This window comes from Adlercreutzia wanghongyangiae, from assembly GCF_035989245.1.
Taxonomy (GTDB): Bacteria; Actinomycetota; Coriobacteriia; order Coriobacteriales; family Eggerthellaceae; genus Adlercreutzia; species Adlercreutzia wanghongyangiae.
The window spans coordinates 237,882-256,352 of sequence record NZ_JAYMFF010000009.1; the positions used below are offsets into that span (position 1 = coordinate 237,882).

Consider the following 18,471-nt stretch of genomic DNA (forward strand, 5'->3'; position numbering starts at 1 on the left):
AACCATATTGCTATACATCCGTTCGCAATGCAAGCGAAACGCGCAAATGAACACAGCAGCGACCCTCCAGGATCGGGAGTGCGGGATGCCTTGACCGAGCGAGTTCCGCACGAGCCGAACATGACTTAACGTCATGTTCGTGCGAGCAGGACTGTTTGAGCGAATCAAGGTATCCCGCACCTTCCCCCACGAGAGCCGCAACAGAAAGGGCGGGGTCTCCCCCGCCCTTTACGACTTCGTTCAGCGCCCGATGCTACTCGGCGGCTTCCTCGGCCGCGGGCTCGGCGTCGGCCTTTTTGGCAGCCTTCTTCTTCGCCGGCTTCTTGGCAGCCTTTTTCTCAGCAGCAGCCTGGGCGGCGAAATCCACCTCAGTCACGCTCGCGTTCTCCATCAGGTCCTCGATGGCCTTCTGGCGCAGCAGACCCGTGCGGATGAGGTGCAGACGGCCCGCGTCGCGCCACTCCTGCTCCAGGGCCGCGGGATCCTCCACACCGGTCTTGGCGAACTCGGCGGAGATGTCCTCGTCGGTGACCTCCATGCCAGCGTGACGGGCCCAAGCCTCAAGGGCGAGCTCTTCCTTCACGTGATCGGCGGACTGGGCCTTCAGGTCGGCCTTGAACTGGTCGGCCGTGATGTCCTGGCTGGCCAGATAGGCGTCGAAGGTCATGCCGGCGCGCTGCATCTGGGTGAAGAAGTCCTGCAGCAGCGAGGTCTCGGCCTCGTTCACCAGAGCCTCGGGAGCATCGCCCTCGAAGCGCTCCAGCAGCTGGGCCATGATGGCGTTCTCCTTGATGCGGGGCATCATAGAGGCCTTCTGCATCGACAGCGACTGCTTGATCTGCTCGCGCATGTCGTCCACTGATTCGAAGCCCATGGTCTCCTTGGCCCACTCGTCGGTGATCTCGGGAGCGGCCTTCTTCTTCACCACGTTGCAGGTAACCTCGAAGGCAACCGGCTTGCCGGCCTGATCGGCCAGCAGCACGGCGGTCTCGTCGGCGGGCACCTCCAGGGTGAACTCCTTGGTCTGGCCCTTCTTCATGCCCATGATCTCGGCGTCGAAGGCCTCGGACAGCATGCCGGTGCCCGGGCCGTACAGGCGCGACTCGCTGGTGATGGCGGCAATGTCGTTGCCGTCGGCGTCGGTGGCCTTGATGGTGAGGTCGGCGAAGTTCTCGGGCTTCATCTTCGTGGCCGCCGAGGCGTCCTCGTAGGTGGTGTAGTGCTCGGCCATGGCGTTCATCTGGTCTTCGATCTCAGCCTCGGTGGCGTCGGCGAAGGGGATCTCGATGGCCACGGCGTCGTAGTTGGAAAGCTCGGCGGCGGGGCGCAGCTCCACAGTGAAGGTGACCGTGTAGGGCTTGCCGGCGCACACCAGCTCGTTCTCCTCCATGGCCGGAGCGCCCATGGGGGCCAGCTTCTCGGCCTCGATGGCGGCCGGGTAGGCGCTGTTGATGACCTCGTCGGTCACCGTGGCCAACACGGCCTCGGCGCCAAGCGCGTTATCGATGACCGGGCGCGGGGCCTTGCCCTTGCGGAAGCCCGGGAAGTTGTACTTGCGAGCGAAGTCCTTGTAGGTCTTGTTGATGCGGCCATCGATATCGGCGGCATCGATGGTGACCGTTACCTTGGCCTTATTGCCCTCAAGGGCCTCAACTTTTGTTTCCACGAATAATTCCTCCATCGTTTCCTAACACGGCGCGGAACCTGCGCCCGCGCAGACACTTCCTCGGCGATCCGCCAGGCGGTTCTCCCGCGGAAGCGCACGGTTCGCTATTATGCCACAACCTCCACAGGCTGGCTACAACTCCCCGCGCCCGGACACAAAAAAGGGACGCGGGATAACTCCCGCGCCTCTGAGGGGGAATCGGTTATCGCGGAACGCGCGACTTTCCCTTGAGCCAGATAAAGCAGGCCGCGCCTGTGGGGAGGGGGTCCGCGCGGAGTTCCGCAGCGACTGAAACAGCCCAGTGGGGCCGTTCCACCAAGCGAGAACTGTCTGAGCACGGCACCTCCTCCCCGCAGGCGCGGCCGGAGAAGCAGGAGATGACGCAGGCCCCGCCCCTTACGCCCCGGTCTTGCCCGAGCGCACCACGTAGCAGATGGTGAAGTAGCCGGCCACGCCGCCGCCCACAGCGCACACCACGCCCTTCAGCAGCATCATGCCAGTCATGCTCAGCGGCAGCGGCAACAAGGTGGCGGCGAAGGCGCCGGTTCCCATGAGCACCACCGTAGCCACGACCGTGGTCACCAGCAGGGCGGGCGCGTAGCTGGAGGGCACCAGCGAGGCCGCGCCGCCCAAGTTCGCCACCTGGGGTCCCGAGAACACGCCCTTGCGCAGATCCATGCGAGTCAACGGCACGACGATCACGAACAGCAGGATACCCAGCAGCACGCCGGTCAGGGCGAAGTCGTGGAAGATGTCGGCCTCGCCGAAACGGGCCGCGGGATCTCCCATATGTATAAGGTAGAAGATGACGGCGTTGATGATGCCATTGATGACGCCGTAGCCGATGATGCACTTGTTCAGCAGATAGGAGTTGAACGGTTTGGCAGGGCGCGCCGGCACCGGAGCGGCCGCGCCGGGGTTCGCCATGGTCTTGGCCATAAGAATTCCTTTCTTTCCTTACCCGTTGTCGCCGTCCGCGAACCGAACAGCGGCTTCAACGGGCATTATGGAAGGCGCCCGCGGCCCTATCGACACCAAGGCGATTCCGTTACGGAAGAGTGGGAGCCAGGGTACTTTCGAGCCGGTTCGCCACCAACCGGCAGGAACTCCGTTGCCAAACGGTTTCGCCAAAAGCCCGGAATGCAGTCCAAGCAAAAAAGAAGCCGCCCGGAAACCCGAACGGCTTTGAAAAGAGGATATGCGAGGGAGTGTCTACACCGCGGCCGAGGCCTTGCGGGCGGCCATGGCGTCGGCCACCTCGTCGGCCTGCTGCTGGCAGCGCACCACGAAGCTGAGGGTGCACCAGCCAGCCACCGCGCCGCCGCAGGCGCACAGCACGCCCTTCAGCAGCATCATGGCGCCCACCGACAGACCCGCCGCGGGCACGAACAGCCCCGCCAGCGCGCCCAGGCCGGTCATGGCGACCATGGCCACCAATCCGGTCACGAAAAGGGATCCCGCATAGGAGCGCGGCATCAGCGCGAAGGTGCCGTGGCCCGCGGCCGGCAGGGCGAACTTGCCGTGCTTCAGATCCATGCGGGTCAGCGGCACCACGCAGGCGAACAGCAGCATGCCCAGAAGCAGGCCGGTGAAGGCGATGTCGTGGGCGATAGCGGCCATGTCGAACACGGCATCGGGGGTGGCGGCGTGCATGCCGGCGAAGATGGAGGCGTTGATGATGCCGTTCACCACGCCGTAGCCGATGAGGCACTTGTTCAGCGCATAGGATTTGAAGGACTTGGGGGCCTTGTTCTTTGCCATAGGGAGCGTTCCTTTCTTTCTTGCTCACTCGCTCAAGCCGGCGTCATCGCGCCGGGGTTTCGTCGCATCGCATTATAGGAACCCCTGTTCTTGTTTCCCGCATGAACCGTTTCCGTTGCTGCGGAAAACGTTTCCCATTCGGAAAGGATTCAATCTCACTACAATGAGCGCCGCCGAGCAACGGGCCAGCCCCGCGAGACTACCCTCTTCGGCGGAACTATTCACTCAATGCTTTAAGGAGGAACAATGGCGAAGAGCAAAGCGACGCATCCCGAGGGGGGTGTGGAGAAGTTCCTGGTTCTGCCCATTATCGTGTTGATTCTGGCGCAGATGGGAACATCGGGCGACAACGGCGCGCTCGGCCTCGCCAATCAGCAGCTGGTGGACGTGCTGGGAGCCACGACGCCCGACATCCAGCTGGCCAACATGGTGTACTCGCTGATGGCGGGCGCCTTCATGGTGGCCGGCGGCCTGGTGGGCACCATCATCGGGTGGCGCACCAACTTCCGCCTGGGCGCGGCCCTGTGCGCCGCAGGCGAGCTGGTCATGGCGCTGTCGCCGAATATGACCATCTTCATCTGGGGCGGCCGCATTCTCGTCGGCTTCGGCGCCAGCTTCATGATCCCGTCGGTGCTGGGCCTTATCCCCTTCATCTACCACGGGAAGAACCGCGTGCTGGCCTTCGGCTGCATCGGCGCCGCGTCAGGACTTTCGGCCTTCCTGCCGCTGATCCTGGGCATCGTCATGCAGTTCGGCGGCTTCCGCATCACCTTCGGCGCCCTGGCCGTGTACTTCGCGCTGGTGCTGCTGTTGTCGTTCAAGCTGCCGGCCATCGAGAAGCCCGCTGAGAAGCTGAAGTTCGACGGGCTCGGCACCGGCATTGCCGCCGTGGGCCTGTTCCTGTTCCTCGTGGGCCTCTCCCGCATCTCCGCCTGGGGCCTCATCGAGCCCTTCGCCGAGTGCCCCTTCACCATCTTCGGCATCTCGCCCGCGCTGCCCATGGCCGTGCTCGGCCTGATTTTGCTGGTCATCCTGGTGCCGGTGGAGAAGCGCGTCGAGCAGAAGAACGGCATCGCGCTTCTGCCCCAGTCGTTCCTGAAGACCCCGCAGGTGCGCGCCGGCCTGGTGGCGAGCGCCATCACCTTCTTCTTCATGGGCGTGCAGGCCATCCTGCTGTCCCCCTACCTGCAGCTGGTGGCCGGCTGGTCGCCGGTGCTGATGGGCGTCATGGCGCTGGCCGTGGGCATCCCCACCTTCATCTTCTCGCTCGGCATCCCGAAGTTCATGCCGAACGCCAACCCGCGCCACGTCATCCAGCTCGGCTACATCGTGATGGCCGCCGCCTTCATCCCCATGGCCTTCTCGCTGCACGGCTCTGAGGTCAACGGCCTCATGTGGGTGGGCCTGGCCATCGCCGGCGCCGGCGCCGGCATCGTGTCCGCCCAGGCCAACAACATCGTGGCCCTGGCCGTGAACGAGCGCGACGCCTCCCAGTCCGGCGGCATCCAGACCACGATGCGCAACGTCGGCCAGGCCATCGGCGTGGCGGCCATCGGCGCCGTGCTGCTGTTCGGCATCACCGCCAACATCGACAACGCCATGGCCGAGAGCCCCGTCATCACCCCCGAGGTGCAGCAGGCCGTGGCCGAGCGCAACATCTCGCTCATGGGCGACGCGCAGTTCGAGCAGACCATCGCCGACATCCCCATGGACGACGCGCAGCGCGCCGAGCTGGTGCAGCTGAACTCCGACGCCCGCATCCAGTCGACGATCACCTCCTACGTGGTGGCCGCCGTGCTCATCCTGCTGGGCCTTCTGTCCACCCGCTGGATCACCATCTTCAAGAAGGAGGAGGACGGCAAGGAGGAAAGCATCGTCGAGGAGACCGCCGGCGAGCTGCCCTACGAGCCCGTGGTCGACCGCGAGATGTAACTCCGCATCCGCAGCACCTTCATCCCGCAGCCCCGCTGCGACGATTCCGCTGAAGGTCGCGCTCTGAAAGGGGGTGGGATTCGCATCCGCCCCCTTTCCTTATGCCGGGCCCGCGCCCGCGCATCCATTCCAAACGGTATCAAACCCCTTTTGAAAGGAAGACCATGAAACGGCTTTACACCAACGCCACCTTCGTCACCATGGTCGACGACATCGACACCGCCGACGCCCTGCTCGTCGGCGACGACGGCCGCATCGCCTACATCGGCTCTGTCGAGGAGGCCCGCGCGATGGCCGACGGCGCGGAGGAGGTGGATCTGGGAGGTGCCGCTGTGGTGCCCGGCCTCATCGACCCCCACAGCCATTTCACCGGTGCCCTGCAGTACCTGCTGTACGCCGACCTGTCCGAGTGCACCTCCTTCGCCGAGATCACCGAGACCCTGAAAGCGTTCGCCGCCGAGCGCAACATCGGCCCGGACGGCGTCATCATGGGCAACGGCTACGACCAGAACAACCTGATCGAGCAGCGCCACCCCGACAAGTCCGTCCTGAACGCCGTGTCCGAGGACGTCCCCGTGCTCATCACCCACGTGTCGAACCACATGGGCGTGGCCAATGACTGCCTGCTGAAGCTGGCCGGCATCACGCCGACCACCCCCGACCCCGAGGGCGGCCGCTACGGGCGCATGAACGGCACCGGCGACTTGGACGGCTACGCCGAGGAGCCCGCGGCCATGAACCCCTTCTACGCGGTGACCACGCCGCGTCTGGGCCTGGACTTCGCCGCCATGGTGCCCGACATGCAGCGCATCTACCTGGAGCACGGCGTGACCACCTGCCAGGACGGCGCCACCGCTCCCGACATGGCCGGCGTGCTGGTGTCGCTCGCGAAGGCGGGCCTTCTGAAGATGGACATCGTGAGCTATCCCATGTGGGGCACCGACGTGATGGCCACCCTGGCCGACAACGCCGCGTTCGACAGCCAGGACTACCACAACCACTTCCGTTTCGGCGGCCTGAAGATGTTCCTGGACGGCTCGCCCCAGGGCCTCACCGCCTGGATGACCGAGCCGTACGTGGAAGGGCCCGCCGGCGAGAAGGACTGGGTGGCCTACAGCACCATGACCGACGAGGACGCCATCGCCTTCGCGAAGCTGGCCATCGACTCCAACCACCAGCTTCTGTGCCACTGCAACGGCGACGCCGCGGCCGACCAGCTGCTGCGCGTGTACGAGGCCGCCCGCGACGCCTCGGACAACCCCGAGAAGGCGGCCCTGCGCCCGGTGATGATCCATGCCCAGACCGCCCGCACCGACCAGTACGCCAAGATGGCCGAGATCGGCATGATCCCCTCCATCTTCTCGTCGCACGTGTGGTACTGGGGCGACGCGCACCTGCGCAACCTGGGCCCCGTGCGCGGCGGCCGCGTGAGCGCCTGCGGCGACGCCGAGCGGGCGGGCCTGCCCTTCACGCTGCACACCGACACCCCGGTGCTGCGACCGAACCTGCTGGAGGCCGCCTGGTGCGCCGTGAACCGCATCACCAAGGACGGCGCCCAGCTGGACGAGGACCAGAAGATAACCCCCTACGAGGCCCTGCGCGCCATCACCTACAACGGCGCCTACCAGTACGGCGAGGAGGCCGACAAGGGCACGCTGGAGGTGGGCAAGCTGGCCGACCTGGCTGTGCTCGACCGCAACCCGCTAGCCGTGGACCCGCGCGAGATCCGCGACATCAAGGTGCTCGCCACGGTGAAGGAGGGCGACGTTCTCTACGAGCGCCCCGCGAAGTAGGAGGCGCCCGATACGGGAACATGCGAGGGGAGGCTGCGAAGGCGGCCTCCCCTTTTCTATTCCGGATCGGGGAAGCAGACGAAAAAGCCGTCGTCGTTGACGGCGCCGGAGGTGTCGGCGTAGTCTTCCACCAGGCGCTTGAAGCCCTGGGTGAGCGGCGTGAGGTCGCCGCGGTCGGCGGGCGCCACCACCAGCACCGCCGCCATGGTGCATCGCCCGCACTCGGCGCCGTCGCCCTCTTCCAGGCGGAAGATGCGGATACCCGTGCGGCGCACCCCCGGGCCGCACCACGCGAGCACGAGCGTGCGGTCCTTCACGATGGAGAGCGTCCACAAAAGCCACTCGAAACGCTCGCGGGGCATATCGACCAGCCCCTCGTCGACCAGGCGCCCGTGCAGGGCCGCGAAGAGCCCCTCGGGCGAGGGTCCCACGGGAAGCACCTCCTGCTCCCAGGCCGTGCGCACCTCGCGGCCGCGCCGCCACAGCGGCACCGAGGCGATGATGTGGTCGATATCGGCCCGGCTCACAGCCGGCGAGATGGTCACGCTGGGGAACTTCACGTCCAGCGGCTCGAAGGACACGAGGAAGTCGAACCGCTCGGCCAGGGCGGAGCCCGGGCGCGCGGCGGCCGCGGCCACCTCGTTCTCGGTCAGCACGTCGGTCACCTGAAGGCGGCTCGACAGCTTCTCGATGCGGTGGGCGCCCCACAGGGCCAGATCGATGCCGCAGTTCACCACCAGCCCCACGCGGTAGCACCGCAGCGCCCCCACCTGCTCCAGGTAGTCGAAAAGCACCAGCAGGAGCCGGGCGTAATCGGGGCTGAACAGGTCGGCCTCCACCAGCGCGGGCACCTCGGCGAGCACCGAGGACAAAAGGCACGCGCCGTCCATGGCCTCGTACTTCACCGCCTCCTCGTTGGGGTTGGGCGCCACCAGCCCGCAGCCCCGACGGGCCAGGCCGCTTTCCAGGAGGATGGCCAGGGGCTTGCGCATGTCGTCGGGCACCGGCGCGCCGAAGGCGTCGGCCAGGGCCGATGCGATGGCGTCGGCCAGGGCGCGGGCGCGCTCGGTGGGCTCGTAGGCCTCCATGGCCGCGAGGCTCCACTGCCAGGTGCAGCAGTTCGCCATATCGCGCAGAAGCCCCATTTCCGCATCGCTCACCGTCATGGAGAAATGCCGCTCCAGCCGCTTCTGCAGGTAGGCGAAAAACGGGCCCGGCTCGCGGGCATCGCGCCAGGCGGCCAGGCTGTGGCCGAGGCGGATGCGCGTCACCATGATGCACAGGTACACCCCGAACTGCCACTGGGCGTTGCTGGAGAACTCGAAACCCAGATCGCGCTGCATCTCGGCGATGCAGCGCTCCAGGAACTGGCGGTCGTAGGGATCGAGCGACCCCACAAGCGACGGCAGGATGCGGCGGCGCACGGCAGGGGCCGGGAACGAGAACAGCATGGACATCACGAAGCCGCGGATGGTCCACTCGGGACCCTCCACCTTCAGGTACCGTCCCAAGGACAGCGAGAGCCCGCTGAGCTCCAGCACCCCCTGCCACCAGTGCAGATCGGCCTGGATCTGCTGCTTGTTGCGGAACATGCGGCGTGCCAGCAGATCGGCGGTGTGGGGTCCGGGATGGCAGGTGAGGGCCAGCATCTCCTGGCAGAGCCGCTCGTAGCGCGGGTGCATCTCGGCCTCGGCCTCGCCGAGCAGCCGCACCAGGCGGTTCTCCTCGTCGGGCACCACCACGATGCGCAGGCCCGCGCCCCGCTGGCGGTCCACATGGGAATGGAAGCCCTCGCGGGCCAGCGCGGCGTTCAGGGCCTTCACGTCGGAGCGCACCGTGCGGTCCGAGCAGCCCAGCTCGCGGCCGTACTCGCCGGCGGTCTTGTAGTCGCCGGCGTTCAGCAGCGCCCGCAGCAGCGCCCCCTGCCTGCTGTTCATGGTCTCTCCTTCCCGGCGCCTACCATCATCGAATTGCTCACCGAACCAGTGTAGTCCCGGCCGCCCGCACCCGGGCGACAACACCGTGGCAAGATGGCAACAGTTGGAAGAGATTCCCCAAGACCGGGCTCGCGGCCGCAGCCGTTGGAGGAAAATCGTTGAGTTGCAAAGTTCGCGAGACAGCATCGACGCGGCTGCGGCCGCCGGGATGCGTTGAGAGGTTCGATATGGCGACTACGGTTCTTGCTGCCGCGCCCGGCATCGGGCAGTCCCCCGCAATCGAGAAGGCGAGCTACGTGCCCCTGGCGGTGCTGGCCTTGGCGCAAATCGGCACTTCCAGCGACGGCGCGGCCATGAACCTGGCCACGGCGAGCCTGGTGGGCGGCCTCGGTGCCACCCTGGATGACATCCAGGTGGCCACGGCCCTGTTCTCCCTCATCGCCGGCGCCTTCATGATCGCCGGCGGCCTCATCGGCGTGACCATCGGCCTGCGCCGGGCCCTCGGCATCGGCCTGGGTATGGCGCTGGCCGGCGAGCTGATCGCCGCGCTCTCCCCCACCATCGCGGTGTTCACCTGGGGCGGGCGCGTGGTCATGGCCCTGGGTGCCTGCCTTGTCACCCCGGCGGTGCTGGGCCTGGTGGCCGCACTGTACCAGGGAAGGCAGCGGGCCATCGCCTTCGGCACCATCGCCGGAGCCGCGGCGCTTTCCACGCTGTCACCGCTGGCCCTGGGGGCCGTGATGGACCAGGCCGGCTTCCGCCTCACCTTCGCCATCATGACCGCCTACTTCGCGCTGGTGCTGTGCTGCACACGGCTCGTGCCGCGCACGCCCACGCCCGACGCGCACACCCGCTTCGACGTGGCCGGCACCGCCGTGGCCGCCCTGGGCCTGGGACTGGTGCTGCTGGGGGTGTCGCACCTGTCCGACTGGGGCATTATCGCCCCGCAGAAGCTGTGCCCCTTCACTCTGTTCGGCATCGCGCCCACGCTGCCGGCCATCGCGGCGGGGCTGGTGCTGCTGGGGCTGCTGGTGCCCACCGAGCGGCGCGCCGAGCGCCGGGGCAACCCGCTCATTCCCACGGCCTTCGTCACCTCGCCCGGCGTGCGCGCGGGCCTGGCCGCCGTGTTCGTGCCGTTCTTCTATATGGGCGCCGTGGGCATCCTGGCCACGCCCTACCTGCAGCTGGTGACCGGGTTCACGGCCCTGCAGACCGGCCTCTTATCGCTTTTGTCGGGTATCCCGATGTTCCTTCTGGCCACCTTCCTGCCGAAGCTGGCCCCGCACCTCTCCTCGCGCCTCATCATCCGCGCGGGCTTCGTCGCCCTGGCGGGGGCCAGCGCGCTTATGGCCCTGGGAGTGCAGCAGCACGGCGTGGCCCTGCCCCTGTTCTGCGGCATGGCCCTGGGCGGTTTCGGCGTGGGCGCGGTGAATTCCCAGGCCAACAACGCCGTGGCCTGCTCCGTCAGCCGCGAGGAGGCCGAGCAGTCCGGCGGCATCCAGGGCGCGGCGCGCAGCATCGGCCTGGCCCTGGGCACGGCGCTTGCCGGCACCTGTCTGCTGCTGGTGATGGCCGGCGGGTTCACCACCTTGGCCACCGAGAACGGGGTGCACCAAGACCTGGTGGCGGCCGCCACCGACCAGGCCTCCGCCCTCATGGCCGACGACGCCTTCGAGGCGCTGACCGGCCAGTGGGGCGCCGACGCCGACCAAGCGGTTAAGCTGGTGGAGGCGAAATCGGCCGCCCAGGCCAACGCCATGCGCCTCACCTTCGGCGCCCTGGCCTGCGTGGTGCTGATCAGCCTGGTGGCCACTCGCAACCTGGTGGAAACCGCCACCCCGAAAACCGAGCGGAAGAGCGCCCCAGGCGGCACCAAGGCCTAGCCGCGGAACCGCCTCTCGCCTTTCCCTTCCAAAAGCACGTCGGAACGCGGCGCTCTTTTCTTCCCGAAAACGCATTGAGAGCGCACCTCCCTCGCTGCCTCGCTGTCTCGTTCCGCCTTTCAGCCCTTGCCCGTCCCCTTCCAACGCCTCACCGCCTCCCTTCCGACACTCGGCCGCCCCAACTGCCGCCGGGTACGCAAAAAAGGGAGCCCCTCAGCGGGACTCCCTGGCAGAACAAGACGGAGCGCGAATGCGCGGCTTAGCTCAGCTCGTCGGCCGAGAAGGCGTCCTGGCCGAGGCGCACTTCCTTGCCATCCTTGATGAGCTGGCGGTACTCGGCGGTGGCCGTGAACACCACGTCGGACGAGGAGTTCAGGCCCGTCTCGCAGGAGTCCTGGATCACACCGATGATGAACCCGATGCCCACCACCTGCATGGCGATGTCGTTGTTGATGCCGAACAGCGCGCAGCACATGGGGATGAGCAAAAGCGACCCGCCGGCCACACCCGAGGCACCGCACGCCGACACGGCGGCCAGCACGCACAGGATGACGGCGGTGAAGGGATCGACGGCCAGGTCGATGGTCTGGCAGGCGGCCATGGTCATCACGGTGATGGTGACGGCCGCGCCGGCCATGTTGATGGTGGCGCCCAGCGGAATGGACACCGAGTAGTTGTCCTTGTTCAGGCCCAGCTTGCGGCACAGCTCCATGTTCACCGGGATGTTAGCCGCCGAGCTGCGGGTGAAGAACGCGGTCAGACCCGAGTCCTTCAGGCAGCGCAGCACCAGCGGATAGGGGTTCTTGCGCGTGCACGCCCACACGATGAGAGGATTGGTGCCCAGGGCGATCACCAGCATGCAGCCCACCAGCACCAAGATGAGGTGGCCGTACTCCACGAAGATGTCCATGCCCGAGGTGCTCACCGAGGTGTACACCAGGCCGAGAATGCCGAAGGGGGCCAGGTTGATCACCCAGCGCACGGCCACGGACACGGCGTCGGAGATGTTGCTGAACACTTCCTTGGTGCGCTCGCCGGAGGCGCGCAGGGCGATGCCCAGCACCACGGCCCAAGCGAGAATGCCCACGTAATTGGCGTTCATGAGGGCGTCAACCGGGTTGGCCACGACGTTCATGACCAGCGTGGTGAGCACCTCTCCGATGCCCTCGGGGGCTGCCTGCTCCACCATCGACGAGGTGTCCAGCGTGAGAGTGGAGGGGAACAGCTCGCTGCCGATCAGCGCCACGATGGCGGCGACCAGCGTACTGATCACGTACAGGATGACGACGGTCTTCATGGTGCCGGCTCCCTGGGCGTTGCACAGGGCGCTGATGACCAGGAAGAACACGAGGATGGGGGCAACGGCCTTCAGAGCGCCCACGAACAAGGTGCCCAGCAGGGTGATGACGTCGTTGCCCGGGATGACAAGGGCGAGAACGACGCCGATGACCAGACCGACGAGGATGCGCTTGATCAAGCTGACCTCGTTGTACTTCTTCAGGATACCGGGGACTGCCAAGATACACTCCTTTCGATGCCCGCGCCCTTGGAAGCGCAGGCCCGCTCGCGGCCGACCGCAGCCGGCCCGATGAGCGAATGGTGCGGGCGAAAGGACTTGAACCTTCACGGGGGTTGCCCACCAGAACCTAAATCTGGCGCGTCTGCCAATTCCACCACGCCCGCATTATTCGGACTTGTGGCGAAACCCATGCCGCCACGAAAGGTAATGATAGCAAAGATGAGCCCCTGACAAGGGGTCAACGGCCAAATGGGCCCCGAACGAAAACGGGGCGGTTCCCTTCGCCGCCCGAGCGGAGCACCAGCGGCCAAGCCACAGAAAAAAAGAACCCGCCGAGGCGGGTTCTGCAAGTTCCTGGCTCCCCGGGTAGGATTCGAACCTACAACCCTTCGGTTAACAGGCTAAGGTTTTACGAAATAACTAGATATATCTATGCAGATCAACATTAATTTATGCGATAAGTAGTGATGCCTATAACAATTTAAAATGATGTGCATTTGCAGACGATTTGCAGATTTCGCAAACGCGAAAAGGCCCGGGCTTTGAGGCCCGGGCCTAGCAACTCGCTGCCCCTCGCAATTCTAACTATCCTCGCCCATCAGCTCTTTCTTCTTGGCATCAAATTCGCTCTGAGAAATAACGCCCTCGTCAAGCAGCCGCTTGTATTTCAGAAGGCCGTCGGCGATATCGACGGATTTAACTGCTTTGTCGGGCATTACCAGGGCGACAATAAGACCGATGACACCAAGGAAAAATCCAAGTGCGCAGAAAGCACTGTAAGAATAGCCCTTTTTCTGAGCCACCTTACCCGAAGCAATGCCAAAGACTATCCCGACGATCAGCCAAATGAGGACAATCGGGGCATCCATGCCGAGCAATTTCATGTCGTTTCCTTTCAACGGCCATCCACTTTTGCAGCCACCCGGAAACGAATGTCGGGAAAATGGAGGGCACCCATCATCGGTCGCCACAACCGTGAGTATTCACAACAATGAATAGCCCTAGAGACAGGTGCGCTCCAATTCGGCTATTCGGTTGTTGCGAGCATCGTTTGCTCACGGTTGTGGCAGAAGGAATTCTAGCACAGCAGCCGCCAACGAACGGCCTCATGGAGCAATTTGGGATGCGCAGTTGCACCGTGCGGCTATCCGAACTTGCTCAGCAACGATGCTGCCGCTCGTATTCTTTGGTCAGTCGTAGCCTCCCCATTGCGGAGAACATCGAGCAGCACGCCAACCGCCTCATCGACAATCTCGGCAGCACGAGCGATGCGAGCGGCTTTCGTGGCCTCACGAGCATCTCGTACCATTGCAGGAAAAAACGGGTCGGAAGAAAAAGCTCTGTAAATCGTCGCCCGCGAGCAATGGGCCATCTCGGCCGCTGCCGTGATCGATGGGGACACGGCGACGGCGACGGCCATCAACTCGGTGGAAGACAGGCCTTCTAAAGTGTCGCAATTTGTTTCGTTCTGCTTCACAGTCACCTCCTCTCAATGATCGAATTGCTTGATGTAGGCCGCGAGGTCTTCCAGCTCGGCCAGAGCCTCCGCATCGCCCAGACGCGCTTTCGCCAGCAGCAACGCGATTTCAGGTAGCACCCCGGCGGCCAGGTATTCGTTTTGCAGCTTCAATGCCTCGCCCATGTCCACGTTCGCCATTACTGGTTCGCCGCCGCCTGCTCCCGGCGCTGGATGCTGAATAGCTCGACCAGGGGGCGATCGATGCCGGCCCAACTGTGGTTGAGGTGATAGCGCATGACCTCCGCGCAGTTTCCAAATTCGATTGTCATTTCTGGCCTTCTCCTAGCAATTCAAGTGTTGCTCGATCTCCCCGGCGTGCCTGATCGGCCAGCACGCGTCCGACTATCTCGCCGAGCTGCGAGGCCGCCAGCCGCCGATAGAGCGGCGGCTGGCGCGCATCCCTCGCGACGGCGCACAGGCGGCCCACACGGGCCGCCAGGGCGGTGCCAAGGGCCTCAGATGCCGTCACAGCATCCATGCCGCGACTGCAACCAGGCCAAGAAGGGAGGTGACCCAGCCGAGGACGAGGCAGCGGACGAGGCGCGCGTAGCGCTCGGCCAAAGCCTCGACAGCGATGGCGGGAACGGTTGTGATGGCTTCGGTTTCTCTGGTCACGATAACTCCTTTTCTCGAAGCCCTGCGGCTTTGATGCCGCAGGGCGGTTAACTGTCGTTCACGGCGAGCGCTGGCGGGGCATTCTGGCGCGGCCCCACGGCTCAGCCCTCGCGCTCGATGAACCGGCCCTGGGAGGCGCTGAACCACATCGGGATGCGGCCGCACGGGCCGAATCGGTTCTTCAGCACGTGGAGGCATACCGGGCGCGGCTCCATCTCCGCGTTCCTCTGCCTCTCCGAGTCGTCTTCGCCGTCCACCGTGAGGAATGACGCCGACACTGATCCGTATTCAAGGGCACTGCTGCCGGAGAGGAGATCGAGCGAGGCACCCCCTCGCTTGGCTCCGCGATTCTGCGAAGAGATGCACAGGATCGGCACGGAGTGGCGCTGCGCGATGGCGCAGAGATCGGTTACCGTCGCGGTCAGGGCCGCGTAGTCGGTCGCAGCCGCATCCCCGTCGGGGCGGCGGAGAAGTTGCACGTAGTCCACGATCAGGCACGGCTTCCTCTCGGTGGCGGGAAGCGCGTCGTAGATGTGGGCCAGCGTGTCAACGGTCACGGCGGCGTCCACCATGGCGACGCGGGGCGCGATCTCACTGAAGTACGCGTCCGCCGCCGCCATCAGCTCTTCGAAGCGGGGCGTGCCCACGGCCTCGGGTCGGCGTGCGAGGCGCGCCACCTCCGAGAACGTGAGCGGCGTCCCCCCCTGCTCAGCAGAGAGCCTTACGATGGACTTGCAGACGAGACTGGCCGCGCTCATCTCAAGGGTGGCGACCATGGTGCTGCCCGCCCCGAACCTCGCGATGTGATCGCCGATCATCAGCGCGAGCGTGGTCTTCCCGCATCCCGGGAGAGCGGATAGCACATGCAGCCCCGGGCATAGACCGCCCCCGAGGAGCCTGTCCAGGGATGAGAACCCCGTGGAGGCGTAGGGGCGCAGCCCGCCTAGGGAAGACAGAAGCTCATCCCGCCTCTCCGAGTTCCACCTGAGCCGCCCGCCCTCCAAGGCGGGCGGCGGTACCGTGTTGTTCGTCATGGTACAATCTCCTTGCTGCACGGGCCGAGGCTTCAGGGCCTCGGCCCTACTCTGTTCTAGTTTCTGTTCTAGGTGCCATAGGTGGCACTCAATCGGTGCCATCAGTGGCACCGTTCATCAGTGGGAACCCGAACACCAGCCTCTTGCCGACGCCCTCCCGGGTGATGAACCCCGCCGCCTCAAGGGCCGCCAGGTTTCGGAAAAGAGTCCTCCGCGTCTGCCCGGTCTTCCGCATGAGCAGCGCGGTGCCGAGGGGCGGCGTCCTCATGGTCGTGGCGCTACGGCACGACACGAGGGCGCAGTAAGCGACGCAGGCAGAGGCCGGCACTGACGGGGCGACTGCATCGAACTCGCGCTGGTGCAACCGCCCCCATCCGTCAGAGCGGGCGTCGCCAGCCACGCGTCAGCGCCTCAATCCATTCCCGTCGCTCCTCCTCGCGAGCTTCCCGCTCTCGGCGTTCGAGGTCGGCGAAGTAGCGGGCGCAGCAATCAAGCTCGGCGCGGCGGCGGCCACATTGGATAACGGACGCCTGTGGCGAGTCATCACGCCACATCGCTACTCACCCCTTCGAACTCTTCGCCACTGACAAGCCTCTGGATAGTGTTGCGAGGAATCAGATACTTTCGACCGACACGGGCGGCGGCCAGCCTCCCCGCGCGGATTTCAGCGCGGATTGTCTGGGCCGACAGCCCCAGAACCTGTGCTGCTTCTGCGACGGTGTAGGGCGTATTGCCATTCGATGCCATGAATTTCCTTTCGATGGATTTTGGTGTGAATGCTTGCAAGCTGGTATTTACAGATTAGAAGCAATGTGATGTAATTTCAAACGCTATTAACATTTATTTGAATGTACTTGAGGTGAGACTATTGCGCACTCGAAGCAAGAACCCACGTCAGGCAAGAAACCTCGCGCAAATGAAGGAAGAGCTTGGACTGACGCAAAAGGACTTAGAAGACCTATCATCATCGCTACCGCAACAGCGTATTTCGCTCATCCTTCAGGGTCGTGCTGACCTGCAACCCTATCAAGCCGAGGCCTTAGCACAGAGGTTTCCCCCTTACCGCGCTGATTGGCTGCTGGGCCACGACAACTACCCCACCACAGCGGACTACGAACTCGCCCAAGAGAGGAAGAGGGACGAGGCCGCAGATACAGACTCCATGGACGTCCACAGCATTCTTATGAGGCTCGCCCTGCGCTCGGGCTATCTGTTTGCAGTCGCCACAACAAAGATGGGGGACGTTGATGAAGACCTCGACTATAAGGACGGTACCACCTCGTTCATTCTCTCCAAACGGGGCGAGAGGGGTAGCAAACATCTTTCCACCGAAGAGCTAAAGGAGATCGAAGCACAGATAATCAACTTCACGGAGTTTCAGCTCTGGAAAGCAATGCAGACCCTCACCCCCGAAGAGGAAGAGGCCCAGAACAAACCCTCCATCACCGAATACCTTACAGAAGATGAGAAACGCGACTTAATCGCACTCTTCCGAGGAACGAAGGGGGCCGATAATGGCAAAGGTTAAAGGCAACGGCACGATCATTGAAAAGCGCCGTGGCGTTTACGAGATTCAGCTATCTTGCGGGAAAGACCCTGCAACTGGCCGTTATCGTCGCATCAGCCGGACGATTCATGGTACCAAGCGCGATGCAGCGCGAGCGCTGGACAAACTGAGAACAGAGCTGGGAGGCGGTTTGAGCATCGACTCCCAAACGATCACATTCGGTCAGTGGGCTAAAGAGTTCATGACCTCGCGACGCGAGTCCGGCCGTGTAGGCGCATCCACTCTAGCGAACGATCAGAATATGCTCGATCTAATTTGCTCGATTCTGGGCGATGTTCCGCTATGCAAACTTGATGCCCGAATGACTAAAAATCTGTTTCCCGAGATACGGAAGCGCCGAGAAGCGCAAGGGTATCGCTGCTCTAATTCAACACTGCAGCACTATCACGCCTTGCTGAAAACTTGCCTCAAAGCCGCCGTGAACCTCGATTTGCTGATGAGGAACCCACTGGATAAGATCGAGGCCCCCCGCCGCGATACCGTGGCGCGGCGCGCATTAGACGCCGACGAGGCCGGGCGCTTACTGCATTGCATCGACGTATCGGAGCAAGCTGCGCTGGAAGCTCTCGCAGATAAGGAATCGCGGCAAAGGCCGTCAGACATACAAGACCGTGATTTCCTACGCGGCATACGCGACGTAAGCTATATCCTGCTCGTCCGCCTTGCCCTCGCTACAGGCGCGCGCCAAGGCGAACTGATGGCCGCCACTTGGCGCGAACTTGATTTCGCAAGCTCGCGCTTCACCATCGCACAGGCAATGAGCAATGGCGGCGAGATCAAGCAACCGAAGACCCAGAGCGGCATACGCTCAATCTATGTCGATCGAAGCACTATGATGCACCTTGCGGCATGGAAGCAACTCCAAGCGGAACTACTGGCAACTATCGGAGTTGCGCAAGACGATTCGACGCCCTGTTTCTGCTCATCGGTGGGAGACTTCCTTGATAAGTCGGGATTTCAAAAATGGTGGCGCGTATGGCGCACGAAGAATGGATTTGAAACGTTGAAGCTCCACGAGCTGCGGCACACAATGGCTACACAACTTTTAGGAGCCGGCATCGACGTGAAAACCGTACAAGCGCGTTTGGGTCACGCAAACGCATCGCTAACGCTGAACACCTATTCCCACGCATTGCCCGCGCGAGACGAGGCCGCCGCAAACGTCATTGCCTCGTTGTACTCGGCTCATAGCGAGCCTGTTCCCATTGAGGCGCAAATAGCCTGATTCACCACGTTTTCGGTGTG

General features: G+C 64.2%; 17 protein-coding genes and 1 tRNA gene. 5 read left to right on the plus strand and 13 right to left on the minus strand.

Going from position 1 to position 18,471, the window contains the following annotated elements; all coding sequences use genetic code 11:
- Positions 1–253 precede the first annotated feature (253 nt).
- The 3 genes from tig to VIN30_RS06055 form a co-directional block, all read right to left on the minus strand.
- On the minus strand, positions 254–1,666 hold the full coding sequence (tig, locus tag VIN30_RS06045) for a trigger factor (protein WP_326424239.1): 1,413 nt from the start codon (positions 1,664–1,666) through the stop codon (positions 254–256).
- Between the two features lie 396 nt (positions 1,667–2,062).
- On the minus strand, positions 2,063–2,605 hold the full coding sequence (locus VIN30_RS06050) for a hypothetical protein (protein ID WP_326424238.1): 543 nt from the start codon (positions 2,603–2,605) through the stop codon (positions 2,063–2,065).
- Between the two features lie 273 nt (positions 2,606–2,878).
- Entirely contained in the window at positions 2,879–3,427 is a 549-nt protein-coding gene (locus tag VIN30_RS06055) for a hypothetical protein (RefSeq protein ID WP_338210055.1), read from the minus strand.
- Between the two features lie 246 nt (positions 3,428–3,673).
- Between VIN30_RS06055 and VIN30_RS06060 the strand changes: the two genes are divergently transcribed.
- The gene (locus VIN30_RS06060) at positions 3,674–5,359 is read left to right on the plus strand and encodes an MFS transporter (protein WP_338210056.1); all 1,686 of its coding nucleotides are present in this window, start codon (positions 3,674–3,676) and stop codon (positions 5,357–5,359) included.
- Positions 5,360–5,523: 164 nt separating this feature from the next.
- Complete coding sequence (locus VIN30_RS06065) at positions 5,524–7,152, plus strand: amidohydrolase (RefSeq protein WP_338210058.1); 1,629 nt, start codon at positions 5,524–5,526, stop codon at positions 7,150–7,152.
- Between the two features lie 56 nt (positions 7,153–7,208).
- On the opposite strand, the gene VIN30_RS06070 is transcribed toward VIN30_RS06065, so the two are convergent.
- Complete coding sequence (locus VIN30_RS06070) at positions 7,209–9,089, minus strand: BglG family transcription antiterminator (protein ID WP_338210060.1); 1,881 nt, start codon at positions 9,087–9,089, stop codon at positions 7,209–7,211.
- A 227-nt stretch (positions 9,090–9,316) separates the two neighbouring features.
- Between VIN30_RS06070 and VIN30_RS06075 the strand changes: the two genes are divergently transcribed.
- Positions 9,317–10,972: an MFS transporter gene (locus VIN30_RS06075; protein WP_338210062.1), complete on the plus strand. Its 1,656-nt coding sequence runs from the start codon at positions 9,317–9,319 to the stop codon at positions 10,970–10,972.
- 259 nt (positions 10,973–11,231) lie between these two features.
- Here the strand turns inward: VIN30_RS06075 and sstT are convergent, their stop codons facing one another.
- The 9 genes from sstT to VIN30_RS06120 all read right to left on the minus strand — a co-directional run bounded on the left by sstT (position 11,232) and on the right by VIN30_RS06120 (position 16,406).
- Complete coding sequence (gene sstT / locus VIN30_RS06080) at positions 11,232–12,491, minus strand: serine/threonine transporter SstT (protein ID WP_338210064.1); 1,260 nt, start codon at positions 12,489–12,491, stop codon at positions 11,232–11,234.
- Between the two features lie 78 nt (positions 12,492–12,569).
- A tRNA-Leu gene (locus VIN30_RS06085) sits at positions 12,570–12,655 on the minus strand.
- A gap of 417 nt (positions 12,656–13,072) precedes the next feature.
- Positions 13,073–13,375: an SHOCT domain-containing protein gene (locus VIN30_RS06090; RefSeq protein WP_338210066.1), complete on the minus strand. Its 303-nt coding sequence runs from the start codon at positions 13,373–13,375 to the stop codon at positions 13,073–13,075.
- A gap of 260 nt (positions 13,376–13,635) precedes the next feature.
- Positions 13,636–13,968, minus strand: a complete 333-nt coding sequence (locus VIN30_RS06095) for a hypothetical protein (RefSeq protein ID WP_338210068.1) — start codon at positions 13,966–13,968, stop codon at positions 13,636–13,638.
- 12 nt (positions 13,969–13,980) lie between these two features.
- A complete protein-coding gene (locus VIN30_RS06100; protein WP_338210070.1) occupies positions 13,981–14,148 on the minus strand; it encodes a hypothetical protein in 168 nt (55 codons plus the stop codon).
- Positions 14,148–14,279, minus strand: a complete 132-nt coding sequence (locus tag VIN30_RS06105) for a hypothetical protein (protein ID WP_338210073.1) — start codon at positions 14,277–14,279, stop codon at positions 14,148–14,150. Before VIN30_RS06105 ends, VIN30_RS06100 begins: the two co-directional genes overlap by 1 nt.
- A gap of 196 nt (positions 14,280–14,475) precedes the next feature.
- Positions 14,476–14,625: a hypothetical protein gene (locus VIN30_RS06110; RefSeq protein ID WP_338210074.1), complete on the minus strand. Its 150-nt coding sequence runs from the start codon at positions 14,623–14,625 to the stop codon at positions 14,476–14,478.
- A 101-nt stretch (positions 14,626–14,726) separates the two neighbouring features.
- Positions 14,727–15,659 carry a DnaB-like helicase C-terminal domain-containing protein gene (locus VIN30_RS06115; protein ID WP_338210077.1) on the minus strand — a complete coding sequence of 311 codons (933 nt, stop codon included), beginning with the start codon at positions 15,657–15,659 and terminating at the stop codon, positions 14,727–14,729.
- 543 nt (positions 15,660–16,202) lie between these two features.
- Positions 16,203–16,406 carry a helix-turn-helix domain-containing protein gene (locus tag VIN30_RS06120; RefSeq protein WP_338210079.1) on the minus strand — a complete coding sequence of 68 codons (204 nt, stop codon included), beginning with the start codon at positions 16,404–16,406 and terminating at the stop codon, positions 16,203–16,205.
- Between the two features lie 169 nt (positions 16,407–16,575).
- Here VIN30_RS06120 and VIN30_RS06125 point away from each other — a divergent pair, with 169 nt between their 5' ends.
- Both VIN30_RS06125 and VIN30_RS06130 read left to right on the plus strand, forming a co-directional pair.
- Positions 16,576–17,187, plus strand: a complete 612-nt coding sequence (locus VIN30_RS06125) for a hypothetical protein (protein ID WP_338210081.1) — start codon at positions 16,576–16,578, stop codon at positions 17,185–17,187.
- Positions 17,174–18,451 carry a tyrosine-type recombinase/integrase gene (locus tag VIN30_RS06130; protein ID WP_338210083.1) on the plus strand — a complete coding sequence of 426 codons (1,278 nt, stop codon included), beginning with the start codon at positions 17,174–17,176 and terminating at the stop codon, positions 18,449–18,451. Before VIN30_RS06125 ends, VIN30_RS06130 begins: the two co-directional genes overlap by 14 nt.
- Positions 18,452–18,471 lie beyond the last annotated feature (20 nt).